This is a genomic window from Actinacidiphila bryophytorum (assembly GCF_016916835.1).
In the GTDB taxonomy this organism is placed as follows: Bacteria; Actinomycetota; Actinomycetes; order Streptomycetales; family Streptomycetaceae; genus Actinacidiphila; species Actinacidiphila bryophytorum.
The window spans coordinates 147220-164400 of the sequence record NZ_JAFFIX010000009.1; the positions used below are offsets into that span (position 1 = coordinate 147220).

General features: G+C 70.3%; 16 protein-coding genes. 7 read left to right on the forward strand and 9 right to left on the reverse strand.

Going from position 1 to position 17181, the window contains the following annotated elements:
- Nucleotides 1-26 precede the first annotated feature (26 nt).
- The 6 genes from murJ (at nucleotide 27) to trxA (ending at nucleotide 7604) form a co-directional block, all read left to right on the forward strand.
- Nucleotides 27-2495 (forward strand): murein biosynthesis integral membrane protein MurJ, encoded by a 2469-nt coding sequence (murJ, locus tag JT723_RS15830; protein ID WP_205045264.1) that lies wholly within the window; start codon nucleotides 27-29, stop codon nucleotides 2493-2495.
- Between the two features lie 140 nt (nucleotides 2496-2635).
- Complete coding sequence (locus JT723_RS15835; protein WP_205045265.1) at nucleotides 2636-4531, forward strand: hypothetical protein; 1896 nt, start codon at nucleotides 2636-2638, stop codon at nucleotides 4529-4531.
- A 34-nt stretch (nucleotides 4532-4565) separates the two neighbouring features.
- Nucleotides 4566-5237 (forward strand): RNA polymerase sigma factor SigM, encoded by a 672-nt coding sequence (gene sigM / locus JT723_RS15840; protein ID WP_205045266.1) that lies wholly within the window; start codon nucleotides 4566-4568, stop codon nucleotides 5235-5237.
- Nucleotides 5234-6139 carry an anti-sigma factor family protein gene (locus JT723_RS15845; protein ID WP_205045267.1) on the forward strand — a complete coding sequence of 302 codons (906 nt, stop codon included), beginning with the start codon at nucleotides 5234-5236 and terminating at the stop codon, nucleotides 6137-6139. The genes sigM and JT723_RS15845 overlap by 4 nt, the downstream gene beginning before the upstream one ends.
- A gap of 143 nt (nucleotides 6140-6282) precedes the next feature.
- Entirely contained in the window at nucleotides 6283-7233 is a 951-nt protein-coding gene (gene trxB / locus JT723_RS15850) for a thioredoxin-disulfide reductase (protein WP_205045268.1), read from the forward strand.
- A gap of 41 nt (nucleotides 7234-7274) precedes the next feature.
- Entirely contained in the window at nucleotides 7275-7604 is a 330-nt protein-coding gene (trxA, locus tag JT723_RS15855; RefSeq protein WP_205045269.1) for a thioredoxin, read from the forward strand.
- Nucleotides 7605-7698: 94 nt separating this feature from the next.
- On the opposite strand, the gene JT723_RS15860 is transcribed toward trxA, so the two are convergent.
- From JT723_RS15860 to rpmH, 9 genes are all read right to left on the reverse strand, one after another.
- A complete protein-coding gene (locus JT723_RS15860) occupies nucleotides 7699-8316 on the reverse strand; it encodes a GNAT family N-acetyltransferase (protein WP_205045270.1) in 618 nt (205 codons plus the stop codon).
- A gap of 91 nt (nucleotides 8317-8407) precedes the next feature.
- Complete coding sequence (locus tag JT723_RS15865; protein WP_205045271.1) at nucleotides 8408-9502, reverse strand: ParB/RepB/Spo0J family partition protein; 1095 nt, start codon at nucleotides 9500-9502, stop codon at nucleotides 8408-8410.
- The gene (locus tag JT723_RS15870; protein ID WP_205045398.1) at nucleotides 9499-10623 is read right to left on the reverse strand and encodes an AAA family ATPase; all 1125 of its coding nucleotides are present in this window, start codon (nucleotides 10621-10623) and stop codon (nucleotides 9499-9501) included. Before JT723_RS15870 ends, JT723_RS15865 begins: the two co-directional genes overlap by 4 nt.
- 236 nt (nucleotides 10624-10859) lie before the next feature.
- On the reverse strand, nucleotides 10860-11603 hold the full coding sequence (gene rsmG, locus JT723_RS15875) for a 16S rRNA (guanine(527)-N(7))-methyltransferase RsmG (protein WP_205045272.1): 744 nt from the start codon (nucleotides 11601-11603) through the stop codon (nucleotides 10860-10862).
- Nucleotides 11604-11711: 108 nt separating this feature from the next.
- On the reverse strand, nucleotides 11712-12230 hold the full coding sequence (locus JT723_RS15880; RefSeq protein WP_205045273.1) for a Jag family protein: 519 nt from the start codon (nucleotides 12228-12230) through the stop codon (nucleotides 11712-11714).
- A gap of 15 nt (nucleotides 12231-12245) precedes the next feature.
- Nucleotides 12246-13484, reverse strand: coding sequence for a membrane protein insertase YidC (gene yidC, locus JT723_RS15885; protein ID WP_372441318.1), 1239 nt, complete (start codon nucleotides 13482-13484; stop codon nucleotides 12246-12248).
- Between the two features lie 2 nt (nucleotides 13485-13486).
- Nucleotides 13487-13804, reverse strand: coding sequence for a membrane protein insertion efficiency factor YidD (gene yidD, locus JT723_RS15890; RefSeq protein ID WP_167981854.1), 318 nt, complete (start codon nucleotides 13802-13804; stop codon nucleotides 13487-13489).
- Nucleotides 13801-14199, reverse strand: a complete 399-nt coding sequence (gene rnpA, locus JT723_RS15895) for a ribonuclease P protein component (protein WP_205045275.1) — start codon at nucleotides 14197-14199, stop codon at nucleotides 13801-13803. Before rnpA ends, yidD begins: the two co-directional genes overlap by 4 nt.
- 19 nt (nucleotides 14200-14218) lie before the next feature.
- A complete protein-coding gene (gene rpmH / locus JT723_RS15900; RefSeq protein WP_030354375.1) occupies nucleotides 14219-14356 on the reverse strand; it encodes a 50S ribosomal protein L34 in 138 nt (45 codons plus the stop codon).
- Between the two features lie 390 nt (nucleotides 14357-14746).
- Here rpmH and dnaA point away from each other — a divergent pair, with 390 nt between their 5' ends.
- Nucleotides 14747-16594 (forward strand): chromosomal replication initiator protein DnaA, encoded by a 1848-nt coding sequence (dnaA, locus tag JT723_RS15905; protein WP_205045276.1) that lies wholly within the window; start codon nucleotides 14747-14749, stop codon nucleotides 16592-16594.
- Nucleotides 16595-17181 lie beyond the last annotated feature (587 nt).

The following is a 17181-nucleotide window of genomic DNA, read 5'->3' on the forward strand; positions in this document are numbered from 1 at the left end:
CCGGCAAACAATAAGGTGGGGCACTGATGAACGCGCCGTATGACGGTGATCGCGACTCTGCGGGCCAGATGCCTCCCTCGCCCGAGCAGCGTCCGGCTCCCGACCCCTATCTGCAGAACACCTATGCCTACGATCCTTACCAGCAGCAGGATCCGGCACAGGCCCAGTGGCAGCAGCAACAGCAGCAGTCGCCGCAGCCCGGCTACCAGGAACAGCAGGGCCAGGAGTACGACGCCTTCGACCACCTCTTCCGCGACCAGCAGCCGCAGGGCGGCTACCAGCAGCCCTACCAGCAGCCGCAGCAGCCGGGCGGCTACGACCCGCGGCAGGGCTACCAGCAGCCCTATCAGCAGCAGGGCTACCCGCAGCAAGGTCATCCGCAGCAGGGCGGCTACCAGCAGCAGTACCAGCAACCGCAGCAGCCCTACCAGCAGCCCCAGCAGCACGGCGGCTACCCGGCGCAGAGCGGCTACCCGGCGGCATATCCGCACATGCCGTCGGCGAACGAGACGACCGGCTTCTCGATCCCGATATACCAGGACCCCGGCTACGGCCAGGACTTCTACCAGGGCGAGCCGTACGCGGACCCGCAGTACGCCGACTCGACGTACGTGGACCCGCGCTATGCGGACCCGCGCTACGGCTATCCGTACCAGCAGCCCTACCAGGAGCCGTACCAGCAACCGCAGCAGCAGCCCTACCAGGAGCCGTACCCGGCCCAGGGCTACCAGCAGCCGGGGCAGCCGCCGCAGGGCGCCCAGCGGCCCGGTACGCCCGTCGCGGGGCCGCCAAGGGGGGCGGGCGCCGCCACCGGCACCACCGCCGCAGTACCGGCCGCGGCAGGTGCCGCGGCGGCCGCCAAGTCCGGCGGCATCCTGAAGTCCAGCGCACTGATGGCGGCCGGCACCCTGGTGTCCCGCGTCACCGGCTTCGTCCGCACCCTGGTGATCGCCGCGGCGATCGGCGTCGCCACCCTCGGCGACTCCTACCAGGTCGCGAACGTGCTGCCGACGATGATCTACATCCTCACCATCGGCGGCGGCCTCAACTCGGTGTTCGTGCCGCAGCTGGTCCGGGCGATGAAGGACGACGACGACGGCGGCAGCGCGTACGCCAACCGGCTGCTGACCGTGGTGATGGTGGCGCTCGGCGGCATCGTGACCGTGACCGTGCTCGCGGCGCCGCTGCTGGTGAAGCTGATGTCGGCCAAGATCGCCGACAACCCCGACACCTACAACGTCGCCATCGCCTTCGCCCGCTACTGCATGCCCACCATCTTCTTCATGGGCGTCCACGTGGTCATGGGCCAGGTGCTCAACGCGCGCGGCCGCTTCGGCGCCATGATGTGGACGCCGGTGCTGAACAACATCGTGGTGATCTTCACCTTCGGGATGTTCATCTGGGTCTACGGCTCCTACGGCTCGACCCGGATGGACGCCACCACGATCACCCCCGAGGGCGTCAGGCTGCTCGGCATCGGCACCCTGCTCGGCCTGGTCGTGCAGTCGCTGGCGATGCTGCCCTACCTGCGGGACGCCGGCTTCAAGTTCCGGCCGCGCTTCGACTGGCGCGGCCACGGCCTGGGCAAGGCCGCCAAGCTGGCCAAGTGGACCTTCCTGTTCGTCCTGGCCAACCAGGCCGGCCTGATCGTGGTCACCCAGCTCGCCACCTGGGCGGGCGCCAACGCCGACAAGAGCGGCTACCAGGGCACGGGCATCACCGGCTACAACTACGCGCTGCTGCTCTGGCAGATGCCGCAGGCGATCATCACCGTCTCGGTGATGGCCGCGGTGCTGCCGCGGATCTCCCGGTCCGCCGCCGACGGGGACATCGCCGCCGTCCGCGACGACATCTCCTACGGCCTGCGCACCTCCGCGGTCGCGATCGTGCCCGCCGCCTTCGCCTTCCTCGCCCTGGGCGTGCCGATGTGCGGGCTGCTCTACGCGGGCACCAACGAGGGCTCCGCCCGCAACATCGGCTTCATCCTGATGGCCTTCGGCGGCGGCCTGATCCCCTACTCGGTGCAGTACGTCGTCCTGCGCGGCTTCTACGCCTTCGAGGACACCCGCACCCCGTTCTACAACACCGTGATCGTCGCCACCGTCAACGCGGCGGCCTCCGCCCTCTGCTTCGTGGCGCTGCCCGCCCGCTGGGCCGTGGTCGGCATGGCCTTCTCCTACGGCCTGGCCTACGCGGTCGGCGTCGGGGTGGCCGTCAAGCGGCTGGGCGCCCGGCTGGGCGGCGACCTGGACGGCCGCCGGGTGGTGCGCACCTACGCCCGGCTGATCGGCGCCTGCATCCCCGCTGCCGCGATCGCCGGTATCGCGGCCTACGTCATCAGCGGGAAGCTGGGCGGCGGTCCTGCCGGCTCGCTGGCCTCGCTGGTCGTCGGCGGCTTCCTGCTGGGCGGCATCTTCCTGGTGATCGCCAAGCGGATGCGGATCCAGGAGCTGAACGGCATGATCGGGATGGTCAGGGGCAGGCTCGGCCGCTGATCCGGCGCCCGATCACGGGTGTTGCCCCGCCCGCGCAACCATCACGGCCTGCCGTGTGTCGTGCATAGAGCCGGACTGCGGGCACAATTGTCATCGGCTCGACGTGGGATCGCGCAATGGATGGGGAGGCAGGAACGACGGTGGCGGATCGGAGCACGGCGGCCGTCGGAGTGGCTGACGAGGGCGGCGAGGCACCGCCCGCAGCCCAACAGGACGCCACACCCGACGGTACGACGACGGACGACCAGGACAGCGGCACCGCCGGCGACGGCACCCCACCCAAGGACGCAGCGGACGGCACCGAGAAGACCCAGGACGACCCGGCCGAGACACCTACGGCCCCCCTGCCCGCCACCGAGCCGGAGCCGGAAGCGCAGGCCGCGCCGACCGGTCCCGGGCCGGAAGCGGACCCCACGGCCGATCCGCAGCCGGACCCGGAGGCCGCCGCCGATCCCAAGCCCGAGCCGGAGGCCGCACCCAGGCCCGCTCCCCGGGCCAAGCCCAAGGCCACCGCACCCGAACTGCACAGCGGCCACCGGCTCGCCCGGCGCTACCAACTCGCCGAGTGCGTCACCCGGGTCGACGGCTTCAGCAGCTGGCGTGCCGTGGACGAGAAGCTGCGCCGGGCCGTCGGCATCCACCTGCTGCCCGCCGGCCACCCCCGCTCACGCCAGGTGCTGGCCGCCGCTCGCTCTGCGGCGCTCCTCGGCGACCCCCGGTTCGTCCAGGTCCTCGACGCGGTCGAGGAGGACGAGCTGGTCTATGTGATCCACGAATGGCTCCCGGACGCCGTCTCGCTCGCCGACCTGCTGTCCTCAGGCCCCCTGGAGCCGCACGAGGCCTACCAGATGGCCAGCCAGGTCTCCCAGGGCATGGCCGCCGCCCACCGCGAGGGACTGGCCCATCTGCGGCTCGACCCGGGTGCGGTGCTGCGGACCAGCTCGGGGCAGTACCGCATCCGCGGTCTCGCCGTCGCCGCCGCATTGCGCGGGCTCAGCTCGGACCGGCCGCAGCGGCAGGACACCGAGGCGATCGGCGCACTGCTCTACTGCGCCCTCACCCAGCGCTGGCCTTACGAGGAGGACGCGCACGGCCTGGCGGGACTGCCCAAGGGCGTCGGCCTGGTCGCGCCCGACCAGCTGCGCGCCGGCGTCCACCGCGGCATGTCGGACGTGGCGATGCGTGCCCTGGTCAACGACGGGGCCACGGCCTCCCGCGAGGAACCGCCCTGCACCACCCCGGAGGAGCTGGCCAAGGCCATCGCGGGCATCCCGCGGATCCGGCCCCCGGAGCACCCGGCTCCCGTGTACCAGCCGCCCGCCTTCCAGCAGCCCCCGCAGCCGCCGACCGGGTCGACGCGCTACACCGTCGCGGGACCTGCCGCCGCTCCCGCCGCCCCGCCGCCCGCACTGCCGGGACGCACCGGCAGCGCGCTGAAGTGGGCCGTCTCGGCGCTGCTGATCGTGGCGATCGGGCTCGGCAGCTGGCAGCTCGCCGACGCCATGAAGTCCCGGGAGAACCACACCCCGAACCGGCCGAGCACCTCGCCGACGGCCGAGCACAATCCCGCACCACCGCCGGCCGCACCGCTGACGATCGCCGGCGTCAAGGACTTCGACCCGCCGCCGGAGGGCAACGGCAGCGAGACGCCGTCCCAGATCAAGAACCTGGACGACCACGACCCGAACACCACCTGGGAGACCAGCTGGTACGCCAGGCCCGACCTCGGCGGCCTCAAGGACGGCGTCGGCGTGATCCTGGACCTCGGCAGCGACCACCAGGTGAGCAGCGTCGCGGTCAACGTCGTCGGTGACACCGACCTGGAGCTGTGGGCGGCACCCGCGGGCACCACGGACCGGCCGACCCGGCTCGACGGCTTCCAGAAGGTGTCCGGCGGCTCAGGCGACGGCCAGGTGACGCTCAAGCCGGGCAGCAGGACGACCAGCCGCTATCTGCTGGTGTGGCTGACCAAGCTCCCTGAGGACTCGGACGGCCGATTCCGTGGCAGGATCTCGGAGATCAGCGTGACGGGCTGACCAGCCCGGCGGAAGCGGACGGGGGAGCCTGGCCTTGGAGCGAATACCGCTCGGCGAAGCCGACGACGCCGATCTGCTCGCCCGCCACGTGGCGGGCGAGTCCGACGCCTTCGGCGAAATCGTCCGCAGGCACCGCGACCGGCTCTGGGCGGTCGCCCTGCGAACGCTGGGCGACCGCGAGGAAGCCGCTGACGCCGTCCAGGACGCGCTGGTGTCAGCCTTCAGGGCCGCCCATACCTTCCGCGGCCAGTCGGCCGTCACGACCTGGCTGCACCGCATCACGGTGAACGCCTGCCTGGACCGGGCACGGCGGGCCGCCTCCCGGCGCACCGCTCCGGTCGCGGAGGAGGAGAGCTTCGAATCCCTCCTCGAACCGCACGAGTCCGCCGCCGCACCCGCCGAGCGCGACGAGCTGCACCGCGAGCTGATCGCCGCGCTGGCCACACTGCCCGCGGAGCAGCGGGCGGCGCTGGTGCTGGTCGACATGCAGGGCTACCCGGTCGCGGAGGCGGCGGCGGTGCTGGACGTACCGGAAGGCACGGTCAAGAGCAGATGCGCGAGGGGCCGCGCCCGGCTGCTGCCGCTGCTCACCCATCTGCGGGCCGGCGGCGTCGGCCGGGCCGGTCCCGGCGGCGGAAGGAACCGGGCGGAGGGGACATCCGTCCCACCGGCAGGAACGGAACAGGGCGGAGGTGACCACCGATGACATCGACCACGGGACACGGCCCGCATCCCGACGTCATGGAGATCGCCGACCTCGCCGAGGGCATCCTGCCGTCCGAGCGGGCCGCCGAGATCCGGGCCCATGTGGAGTCCTGCGGGGAGTGCGGTGAGGTGCTCGCGTCGCTCCAGGAGATCCGCGGCCTGCTCGGCGAGCTGCCGGATCCCGAGCCGATGCCCGCGGACGTGGCCGCTCGGATCGACGCGGCACTGGCCGCAGAGACCGCAGGCGCCGCCGCTTCGCCGCATGTTCCACGTGAAACATCGCTCCCGGCGCCCCGCGGAGGGGCAGCGGCCGATGTTTCACGTGGAACATCGGCGCCCGCAGGCCCGCCTTCCGCGCCCGCCGGCCGTCCCTCCGCGCCCACCGGTCCCGGCCGCGGTCGCGGGCGGCGCCGCGCCCTGCTGTTCGTCGCCGCCTCCGCGGCCACCGCCCTCGCACTGACCGGTACGGTGTACGAGTTGGCGTCCCACAGCGGATCCCACCGGATGAACTCCGACAGCAGCGCCGAGCGCAAGGCCAGCGCCCAGGGAGGCGACAGCTCCCCCTCGGTGGGCGACGAGGTGGCGCAGCTCCTGGAAGGGGCGAGCGGGAAGACCGGCAACGGCGGGGTCACCTCGCCGATGCTGAGCCCTCATGGCGACACCAGGGTCACCGGACCCGGCGGCACCGTCATCACCGTGCCCGGCTGCGTGCTCCAGGCCACCCAGCGGACCCAGCGGCCGCTGGCCGCCGGCCGGGAGCCGTATCAGGGCCTCGACTCCTACCTTGTGGTGCTGCCCGACCCCGCCGACCCCGCCCGGGTCGACGCCTTCGTGGTGAGCGCCGCATGTACCGCCGACACCCCCGGCAGAGTGCTCTTCCAGGACAGCTATCCCCGGAGCTGACCTGGGGCGCCGGGACCTCACCGGGGTGGGCGTGGGGCGGTGCGTCACCGGGGGAATGCCAGCCCCGTAGGATCCGTTACGCACGACGAGAGTCCAGCCAGGGCCGGACCCCACAGCAGTCCGCAGAGACGAGGAAGACACCCGTGAGCGACGTCCGTAACGTGATCATCATCGGCTCGGGGCCTGCGGGCTACACCGCGGCGCTGTACACGGCACGCGCATCCCTCAACCCGCTGGTCTTCGAGGGCTCGGTCACCGCCGGCGGTGCGCTGATGAACACCACCGAGGTGGAGAACTTCCCCGGGTTCCGGGACGGCATCATCGGCCCGGACCTGATGGACAACATGCGCGCCCAGGCGGAGCGCTTCGGCGCCGAGCTGATCCCGGACGACGTCGTCGCGGTCGACCTGAGCGGTGACATCAAGACCGTCACCGACTCCGCGGGCACCGTCCACCGTGCGAAGGCCGTCATCGTCGCCACGGGCTCCCAGCACCGCAAGCTCAACCTGCCCAACGAGGACCAGCTGTCCGGCCGTGGCGTCTCCTGGTGCGCCACCTGTGACGGCTTCTTCTTCCGCGAGCACGACATCGCTGTGATCGGCGGCGGGGACACCGCGATGGAGGAGGCGACCTTCCTCTCCCGCTTCGCCAAGTCCGTGAAGATCGTGCACCGCCGGGACAGCCTCCGGGCGTCCAAGGCGATGCAGGACCGCGCTTTCGCCGACCCGAAGATCTCCTTCGTCTGGGACAGCGAGGTCGCCGAGATCCACGGCGACGGCAAGCTGTCCGGGCTGACGCTGCGCAACACCAAGACCGGCGAGACCTCTGAGCTGCCCGTCACGGGGCTGTTCATCGCCATCGGCCACGACCCGAGGACCGAGCTCTTCAAGGGCGTTCTCGACCTCGACGCTGAGGGCTACCTCACCGTCCAGGCCCCGAGCACCCGCACCAGCATCCCCGGTGTCTTCGCTGCCGGAGACGTCGTGGACCACACCTACCGCCAGGCGATCACCGCGGCCGGCACCGGCTGTTCCGCCGCTCTGGACGCCGAGCGCTACCTGGCGTCGCTCGGCGACGCCGGGAAGGCCGCCTGATCCCCATCCCCACCCGCTCTATCGAACCTGAGGAGACTGCCGTGGCCGGCACGCCCAAGCACGTAACGGATGCCACCTTCGCCGAGGAGGTCCTCGCCAGCGACAAGCCCGTCCTGGTCGACTTCTGGGCCGAGTGGTGCGGCCCCTGCCGTCAGATCGCCCCCTCGCTGGAGGCCATCGCGGCGGAGCACCCGGACGACATCACCATCGTCAAGCTCAACATCGACGAGAACCCCGTCACCGCCGCGAAGTACGGCGTGATGTCCATCCCGACCCTCAACGTCTACAAGGGCGGCGAGGTCGTGAAGACCATCGTGGGCGCCAAGCCGAAGGCCGCGCTCGTCCGCGACCTGTCGGACTTCATCGGCTGACCGTCCCACTGTTCCACGTGGAACATCGAAAGGGCCGGCTCCCCCGAGGGGGAGCCGGCCCTTTCGTCTGCCGGGGAGCAGGGCAGGGGCGACGTCACAGCGGACGCAGCACCGGCTCCTTCTGGACGGCGCCCAGCAGCCGGTCGATGGCCATCTCGACGTCCTCCTTCCAGGAGATCGTGGAGCGCAGCTCCAGCCGCAGCCGGGGGAACCGCGGGTGCGGCCGGACCGTCTTGAAGCCGACCGCCAGCAGATGGTCGGCCGGCAGCACGCAGGACGGCGCCTCCCACTTCGCGTCGCCGAACGCCTCGATCGCCTTGACGTTCCGCCGCACGAGATCCTTCGCCACGGTCTGCACCAGGACCCGGCCGATGCCCTGGCCCTGGTAGCCCGGCAGCACCCGGGCCGTCATCAGCTGGACGGCGTCCGACGACACCGGACTGGTCGGGAAGGCCAGCGACCGCGGCACATAGGCGGCCGGGGCGTAGAGCACAAAGCCCGCCGGGACCTCGTCCACATAGACCACCCGGCCGCAGGAGCCCCACTCCAGCAGCACCGCGGAGATCCAGGCCTCCTTCTCCAGCTCGGGTCTGCCCGCCTGGGCGGCGGCCTCGCCGCTCACCGGGTCCAGCTCCCAGAAGACACAACGGCGGCAAGGCCGGGGGAGGTCGGGAAGATTGTCGAGCGTGAGAGGTACCAGTCGACGGCCCATGTGCCAGGGACCCCATTCCTGTCGCTGACCGATCCGGTCACTGACCGGACTGCGCCGGCACCCCGGTACTCAGGACCGGGGTGCCTCGGTGTCACTCGTCGTCGTCCTCGGCCTCGTCGTCGAGGCGGTTCTCCAGCACCTTGCCCTCGCCCGGTGCCATCGCGCCGAGGATGCGCTCCAGATCCTCTATCGAGGCGAACTCCACCACGATCTTGCCCCGTTTCTGGCCCAGGTCCACCTTCACCCGGGTGTCGAAGCGGTCGGAGAGCCGGGTGGCCAGATGGGTGAGCGCCGGGGACACCCGGCGGCCCGCCCGCGGCGCCGCCGTCTTCTTGGCGGCCTTCGGCTCGCTGTTCATCAGCTTCACGATCTCCTCGACCGTGCGGACGGACAGCTCCTCCGCGACGATCCGGAGAGCCAGCTTGTCCTGCGCCTCGGAGTCGTCCAGCGCCAGCAGTGCGCGGGCGTGCCCGAAGGAGATCACCCCGGCCGCTACCCGGCGCTGCACCGGGGCCGGCAGCTTGAGCAGCCGCAGAGTGTTGGAGACCTGCGAACGGGACCGCCCGATCCGGTCGGCCAGCTGCTCGTGGGTGCACGAGAAGTCCCGCAGCAGCTGGTCGTAGGCCGCGGCCTCTTCCAGCGGGTTCAGCTGTGCCCGGTGCAGGTTCTCCAGCAGGGCGTCCAGGAGCAGCTTCTCGTCGTCGGTCGCCCGGACGATCGCCGGAATGCGCTCCAGGCCCGCTTCGCGGCAGGCCCGCCAGCGGCGCTCACCCATGATCAGCTCGAAGCGGTCCGTGCTGATCTGCCGGACGACGACCGGCTGGAGGAGACCGACCTCCTTGATGGAGGTGATCAGCTCGTTCAGCGCGTCCTCGTCGAACACCTCTCGCGGCTGGCGCGGGTTGGGGGTGATCGCGTCGAGTTCCAGCTCTGCGAAGTAGGCGCCCGCGACCGGGACCCGCACCGCGGACAGATCCGGCTCTGTTTCACGTGAAACAGGGATCTCCACCACCGGCGGAGCGGAGTCCGCCGGGCGGCGGTCGACCAGACCTGCCACCTTGGCCGCCGCGACCCCGCGGTCCGGCACCAGGGATGGTGCGGTCCCCGATGCGGGGTTGGTCGCCTGCGGCGCGGCAGGGATCAGCGCGCCGAGACCACGGCCGAGCCCTCTGCGTCGATCACTCACTGGATCCCCTCCGACATGCTGTGCGGGTGCTGCTCGTTGTGCTGTTCGCCCTGCGGCTGTGGGTCGTACTCGACGGCCATCCCACCCGGCAGGCCGCGCAGCGCCATCTCCCGGGCGGCCTCCAGATACGACAGGGCGCCGCTGGAGCCAGGATCGTAGGTGAGGACGGTCTGACCGTAGCTGGGGGCCTCGGAGATGCGTACCGACCGCGGGATGCTGGTGCGCAGCACCTCTTTGCCGAAGTGGGTGCGGACCTCCTCCGCGACCTGGGAGGCCAGACGGGTCCTGCCGTCGTACATCGTCAGCAGGATGGTGGAGACATGGAGCTTCGGGTTGAGGTGGGCGCGGACCAGGTCCACGTTCTTCAACAGCTGCCCCAGGCCTTCCAGCGCGTAGTACTCGCACTGGATCGGGATGACCACCTCGGCGCCGGCCACCAGGGCGTTGACAGTGAGCAGACCGAGCGAGGGCGGGCAGTCGATCAGGACATAGTCCAGCGGCTGCTCGTAGGACTCGATCGCCCGCTGCAGCCGGCTCTCCCGGGCCACCAGCGAGACCAGTTCGATCTCGGCGCCGGCCAGGTCGATCGTTGCGGGGGCGCAGAAGAGGCCCTCCACATCGGTCACCGGCAGCACCACGTCGGACAGCGGCTTGCTCTCCACCAGGACGTCGTAGATCGACGGCACCTCGGCGTGGTGGTCGATCCCCAGCGCCGTGGAGGCGTTGCCCTGCGGGTCGAGGTCGATCACCAGCACCCGGGCGCCGTGCAGCGCCAGGGAGGCCGCCAGGTTCACCGTGGTCGTGGTCTTGCCGACACCGCCCTTCTGGTTGGCAACGACCATCACCCGGGTCTGCGCCGGTCTGGGCAGCCCCTCACCGGTGCGGTTCAGCGCCTCGACGGCCATCTGGGCAGCGCGGCCGATCGGGGTGTCATCCATAGGAGGCAATGTTTCACGTGAAACATCGCTCCCGAACCCCGGGGGCACGGAAAGCGGTCCCCCGGCTGATTCAGCTGAGCGGGGACCGGGGACCGGGTCGGCCATCGGCCCCGCGATGTTGGCGTCGGACCGCAAGGACTCACTCTCCTCGACTTCAGGCTCGCTATGAGAAGAGCCTGCCATGCCCGAGGGGTGCTGAACCAGCGAGCCCCGGCCGGCTGTGGATAAATCCCGGTTATCCACAGCCGAATTGGTCTTGGTCGGCTTGTTGGCGCGCGCCTCAGCCGCGGCACGGCCGCGACTGAGGACTCCTGGAAGCAGTGAGCGACGTTTCACGTGGAACACGATGCGCCGCACCGCGGTGGTATCCTGACAGGACACTCCGGATTATGCCGTTTTGGCCGTTTCCGACCAGTCGCTCAGCGGCGTCGGCGCCCCGGGCTGCCGCCGCCCCGCGGTGCCCGGCTGGCCCGGGCCGCCTTGGCCCGCCGGGTCGCCGCACGGACCCCGCCGGGACTTTCCCCCACCAGGACCCGGACGACTGTGGACAACGGATCCACCACGCCCTCGCCGACCTGGGTCACCGACGCGCTCACCGCACCGAGCTTGCCGAGCGCGGCCCTGGCCGCCTTCAGCTCCTCCTCGGCGGTGTCGCCCTTGAGTACCGCCATCTCACCGTGCGGGCGCAGCAGGGGCAGCCCCCAGCCCGCCAGCCGCTCCAGCGGCGCCACGGCACGAGCGGTCACCACGTCCACCGGCGGCAGCTTGCCGACCATCTCCTCGGCCCGGCCCCGGACGACGGTCACATTGGCCAGCCCCAGCAGCCGTACGACCTCCTCCAGGAAGGTGGTGCGACGCAGCAGCGGCTCCAGCAGGGTGATCTCCAGGTCGGGCCGGGCCAGCGCCAGCGGGATGCCGGGCAGACCCGCGCCCGAGCCCACGTCGCACACCGACACCGACTCGTCGATCACCTCGGAGAGCACCGCACAGTTCAGCAGATGCCGCTCCCACAGCCTGGGCACCTCGCGCGGACCGATCAGACCGCGTTGCACCCCGGCATCCGCCAGCAGCTCGGCATAGCGCAGCGCATCGGCGAACCGGTCGCCGAACACCGCCCCGGCCTGCTCGGGCGGCGCGGGAAGCTCCGCTGCTGCCTCCGTCACGGGACTGTCCTTTCCTCGGTTCTCGCACGCGTTCTCTCGGGTCCAGGCTGACAAGCTTCGGCCCCGCCTGCGAGCAGACGGGGCCGAACGATCGGGGCGGGCAGCCGGTCAGGCCGGCAGCACGACCACCCTGCGTTGGGGCTCCTCGCCCTCGGACTCGCTGCGCAGCCCCGCAGCGGCGACCGCGTCATGCACGACCTTGCGCTCGAACGGCGTCATCGGGTCCAGCTTGACCGGCTGCCCGGTCTCCTTGGCCTCCGCGGCCGCCTCAGCGCCCAGCTGCGCCAGCTCGGCGCGCTTGCGGGCGCGGAAGCCGGCGATGTCCAGCATCAGCCGGCTGCGCTCACCGGTCTCCCGGTGCACCGCGAGCCGGGTCAGCTCCTGCAGCGCCTCCAGCACCTCGCCGTCCCGCCCGACGAGCTTGGTCAGCTCCCGGGTGGAGGTGTCGCCGATGATCGACACCGACGCCCGCTCGCCCTCGACATCCATGTCGATGTCACCGTCGAGGTCGGCGATGTCCAGCAGCCCCTCCAGGTAGTCCGCCGCGATCTCACCCTCCTGCTCCAGCCGGGTCAGAGTCGCGGACGAACCGCTGTCGGATGCCGTGGTGGTGTTGACGTCGCTCACGCCTGGACTCTCCTCTTACTTCTTCTTCGACGAGACGTTGGACGGCTTGCCCTTGCCACCACCGGGCTGCTTGCCCGCTGTGCCGCCGCCCTGCTTCTGACCGCCCGCCCTGGGAGCACCCGCCCGTGGAGCGCCGGCCCGCGGTGCACCACCGCTGCCCTTGCCGCCCCCGGACCGGGGAGCGCCGCCCTTGGGGGTGCCGCTCTTGGCAGAGCCGTTCTTCGCGGCGTCGGCAGCCGGCGCGGTGTCCGCCTTGCCGCCGTCCGCGGAGGCGGCGGACCCGCCGGAACCACCGGCCCGCGGGGCACCGGGACCGCCCGGGGCGCCGCCGGTGTGGCGCTTGGCCTTCGGCTGCCGCTTGGGCTGGGTGCGGTTGGCCCGGGCGACCTCGACGGCCTCCTTGGCGGCGATCTCCTCGGGCTGCTCGACCAGCTTGCCCTTGGCCCGCAGCCGCTCCTGGCGCTGCTGGAAGGCCAGGCTGCCCGGGGTGGGGTTGCGGTAGATCACGAACATCTGCTGGCCCATGGTCCACACGTTGGTGGTCAGCCAGTAGATGAGGACACCGACGGGGAAGTTGATACCCATCACGGCGAAGATGACCGGGAAGACGTACATCAGCATCTTCTGCTGCTGCATGAACGGGGTCTTGACCGTCATGTCGACGTTCTTCGTCATCAGCTGGCGCTGGGTGTAGAACTGCGACGCCGACATCAGCAGGATCATCACGATGGTGACGACCCGCACATCGGTGAGGGTCGCGCCGAGCGCCTCGACCTTCCCGGCACCGTCGGTGAACTTCGCCGCCAGCGGCGCACCGAAGATGTGCGCGTGCTGCGCACTGTCGACCAGGTTGTTGTGGATGACGCCGACCTCGTTGCCCTTGGCGATGTTGCTGAGCACGTGGTACAGCGCGAAGAAGAACGGTGACTGCGCCAGAATCGGCAGGCACGAGGAGAGCGGGTTGGTACCCGTCTCCTTGTACAGCTTCATCATCTCTTCGGACTGCTTCTGGCGGTCGTTCTTGTAGCGCTCCTGGATCGCCTTCATCTTGGGCTGGAGCGCCTGCATGTTGCGGGTGGACTTGATCTGCTTCACGAAGAGCGGGATCAGGCAGATCCGGATCAGGACCACCAGCGAGACGATGGACAGACCCCACGCCCAGCCGCTGTCCTTGTCGAAGATCAGGCTGTAGAACGAGTGGAACTGGACGATGATCCACGACACTGCGTCGTATAGGGGGTTCAGGATCCCCACGGTCAGGCTCCTTGGGCGTGAGAGGGTCCGGTGGGCTCGGGCGTGACGGGCCCGTCGGAGCCGCCCCGCAGTGCGCGGCGCAGCAGTTCGTGCCATGGCGGCCGCTTACGCGGCGGGACATGGTCCACTCCGCCGGGCGACCAGGGGTTGCACCGGAGGATGCGCCACGCGGTAAGGGCGGTGCCCTTGATCGCGCCATGCCGGTCGATGGCGGTGTACCCGTAGTGGGAGCACGACGGGTAATACCGGCAGACCGGGCCGAGCAGTGGACTGATCGTCCACTGGTACAGCTTGATCAGTGCCAGCAGTGGGTATTTCATTGAGCCACCCTCCCCTCGGCGTCGCCATGGGTGTCACGGCCCAGAAGCCGCTGCAGTGCGGCGTCCAGGTCGAGGGCCAGCTGTGCGTGGTCCGCGTTTCCCGCGTCGGGGAGCGCGCGTACCACTACCAGGCTACCGGGGGGCAGCAGTGACAGACGCGCCCGGACGAGATGCCGCAGTTTGCGCTTCACCCGATTCCGCTGTACAGCCCCGCCGACCGCCTTGCTCACGACGAAACCCGCACGTGCCGGGGGAGTGCTCCCCCCAGGCACGTGCGGGTCGGTGGCGTCTCGGCGCAGATGGACGACCAGCAGCGGGCGGCCCGCCCGGCGTCCACGGCGAACCGCCGTCGCGAAGTCCTGCCGCCGCCTCAGCCGATTCTCGGTGGGCAGCACGACATCAGACCTGAGGCAATCAGGCGGACAGGCGCGCGCGGCCCTTGCCGCGACGGGTCGCGAGGATCGCGCGACCCGCACGGGTACGCATCCGCAGACGGAAGCCGTGGGTCTTGGCGCGGCGGCGGTTGTTCGGCTGGAAGGTGCGCTTGCTCACTCTGGGGCTCCAGGAGAAATCGGGTCCGGCGGGGCGTCGCCTGGCTGTCACCGTGCGCCCACGAAAAGCTCGCGGACCAAACGGGTGCACCGCTTGAACGACCGCCCGGCAGCGTTAACGCTCCGGAAGATCCTCGCCCATCGGTAGGCAGGCGGCAGCAGCCATCGACAACTCGACCTCGATACGGTACGTGCGGCTAGGCCATCCGGTCAAACCCGGCGGCGCGGCCCCGCCATTTGTACACAGCCTGTGGACAACGACTTGAACCACGCCCGCCGCGCTGATTACCGTGGCTGAACTCCGTACTCTTCCCGCCCCTGCCGAGGTCCACACGTCCGCGGGAGTTCGCTGCACCACCTACGCAACTAAGCAACCGAGAGAGCGTGCCCTGTGGCTGACGTATCCGCCGATCTTGCCGCAGTGTGGCGCCAAGTGCTCAACAAACTGCTGGTGGACAGCGAGGACCTGAAACCCACCCACGCGGAGTGGCTGCGGCGTATCAAGCCGGTGGTCCTGGTGGCCGGCACCGCGGTGCTGTCGGCACCGAACGAGTACGCCAAGAAGATCCTCGAGGGCCAGCAGCTCAAGCAGCTGATCACCGACGCCCTCAGCCATGAGTTCGGTCACACCGTCGCGATCGCCATCGCGGTCGCCTCCGACGGTGAGCAGGACCAGCCGGACGGCGGTACGGAGGAGTGGCCGGCGCGCACCCCCGACGACGAATGGCAGCAGCCGCCCGCCCGCGGCGACTGGGGCGTACCGTCCGCGGGCGGCTTCCCCGAGCACCGCCAGGACCCGTACCCGGACGCGCGGGACCCCCGCGCGGACCTGGACCGGGACCGCTACCGGGAGCTGGACAGGTCCAGGGACCTGGAGCGGACCAGGGATCTCGACCGGCCGCGAGACCTGGACAGGACCCGGGATCCGGACCGCGGTCGTGACATTGATCGCACACGTGACATTGATCGCAATCGGGACATCGCCCGCTACCGCCCCGACCGGCTCGACAGCGGCTACCCGGCCGTACCGCACCAGGCGCACCCCGGCGACCGGCCGTACGGGTCACCGTCCGCCGGCGGCTATCCCCAGCAGGGCGGGCAGCCGCCCGCCGGCCGGGCGGAGCGGCCCTCGGCGGTCCCCCCGCCCCCCGGCGGCACGCAGGGCACGGGCGGCAGCGGGACGGGCGGCAGCGGCGGGGCCGTGGAGCCCACCGCCCGGCTGAACCCGAAATACCTCTTCGACACCTTCGTCATCGGCGCCTCCAACCGCTTCGCGCACGCCGCGGCGGTCGCGGTGGCCGAGGCACCGGCCAAGGCGTACAACCCGCTGTTCGTCTACGGCGAGTCCGGCCTGGGCAAGACGCACCTGCTGCACGCGATCGGGCACTACGCGCGGAGCCTCTACCCGGGCACCCGGGTCAGGTACGTCAGCTCCGAGGAGTTCACGAACGAGTTCATCAACTCCATCAGGGACGGCAAGGCCGACGCCTTCCGCAAGCGGTACCGCGACATGGACATCCTGCTGGTCGACGACATCCAGTTCCTGGCGAGCAAGGAGTCGACGCAGGAGGAGTTCTTCCACACCTTCAACACCCTGCACAACGCGAACAAGCAGATCGTGCTGTCCTCGGACCGGCCGCCCAAGCAGCTGGTCACCCTGGAGGACCGGCTGCGCAACCGCTTCGAGTGGGGACTGATCACCGACGTCCAGCCGCCCGAGCTGGAGACCCGTATCGCGATCCTGCGCAAGAAGGCGGTGCAGGAGCAGCTGAACGCGCCGCCGGAGGTGCTGGAATTCATCGCGTCGCGGATCTCCCGCAACATCCGGGAACTGGAGGGCGCGCTGATCCGGGTGACCGCCTTCGCGAGCCTGAACCGGCAGCCGGTGGACCTGCAGCTCACCGAGATCGTGCTGAAGGACCTGATCCCGGGCGGCGAGGACTCGGTGCCGGAGATCAGCGGCAACGCGATCATGGCGGAGACCGCCGCCTACTTCGGGCTCGCGGTGGACGACCTGTCCGGCTCCTCGCGCAGCCGGGTGCTGGTCACCGCGCGGCAGATCGCCATGTACCTGTGCCGAGAGCTGACCGACCTCTCGTTGCCCAAGATCGGCGCCCTCTTCGGCGGCCGCGACCACACCACGGTGATGCACGCCGACCGCAAGATCCGCTCCCTGATGGCCGAGCGGCGGTCCATCTACAACCAGGTGACCGAGCTGACCAACCGCATCAAGAGCTGACGCGCGCCGCTCGCTGTTCGATTACCCGTCGCCGCGGTCCTGTTGTCCACAGGATCGCGGCGATTTGTCTGTCCACAGCCTGGGGACACCGGAGTTGTCCAGATATTCTCCACAGGCGTACCGGCTGCCAGGGCGTCCTGGCTGCTCAGTAGGGTGTGGATATGTGGGTAACCGTGATCCACAGACTGTGGACAGATCAGCCGTCCACAGCACGCCCCGATCGGTTGTCCACCGCTCGCCCACAGGTTGGGGCCGGTTGTGCACAGCTCGGGGCCACTTCTCCACACCTTTGTCCACTGTTCGGCAACGAAATGCCCTCTGTCCCACGGGAGAGTGAAAGCCGTCACACCAACGTGGTGGGTTGGCCTGGGGAGAACCTGGGTATTTCTGGGGACAGACCTGGGGACAACCCGGGGTCGCCTGTGTACGGGGTGTGCACAACTTTCCGCCGTCCACAGGACGCCCTGGTTGTCCACCGGCTCCACCCACAGGCCCTGGGGATAAAAAATGCGGCCTGACCTGCGCAGCAAGGGGTTATCCACGGTATCCACAACCCCTACTACTACGACTACACGTAGAGAACGGGG

Coding starts and splice junctions, on each gene's coding strand:
- JT723_RS15860 (WP_205045270.1), bottom strand. CDS start 8,316: ATGGGCCGTCGACTGGTACCTCTCACGCTCGACAATCTTCCCGACCTC.
- JT723_RS15845 (WP_205045267.1), top strand. CDS start 5,234: ATGACATCGACCACGGGACACGGCCCGCATCCCGACGTCATGGAGATC.
- yidD (WP_167981854.1), bottom strand. CDS start 13,804: ATGAAATACCCACTGCTGGCACTGATCAAGCTGTACCAGTGGACGATC.
- murJ (WP_205045264.1), top strand. CDS start 27: ATGAACGCGCCGTATGACGGTGATCGCGACTCTGCGGGCCAGATGCCT.
- JT723_RS15870 (WP_205045398.1), bottom strand. CDS start 10,623: ATGGCAGGCTCTTCTCATAGCGAGCCTGAAGTCGAGGAGAGTGAGTCC.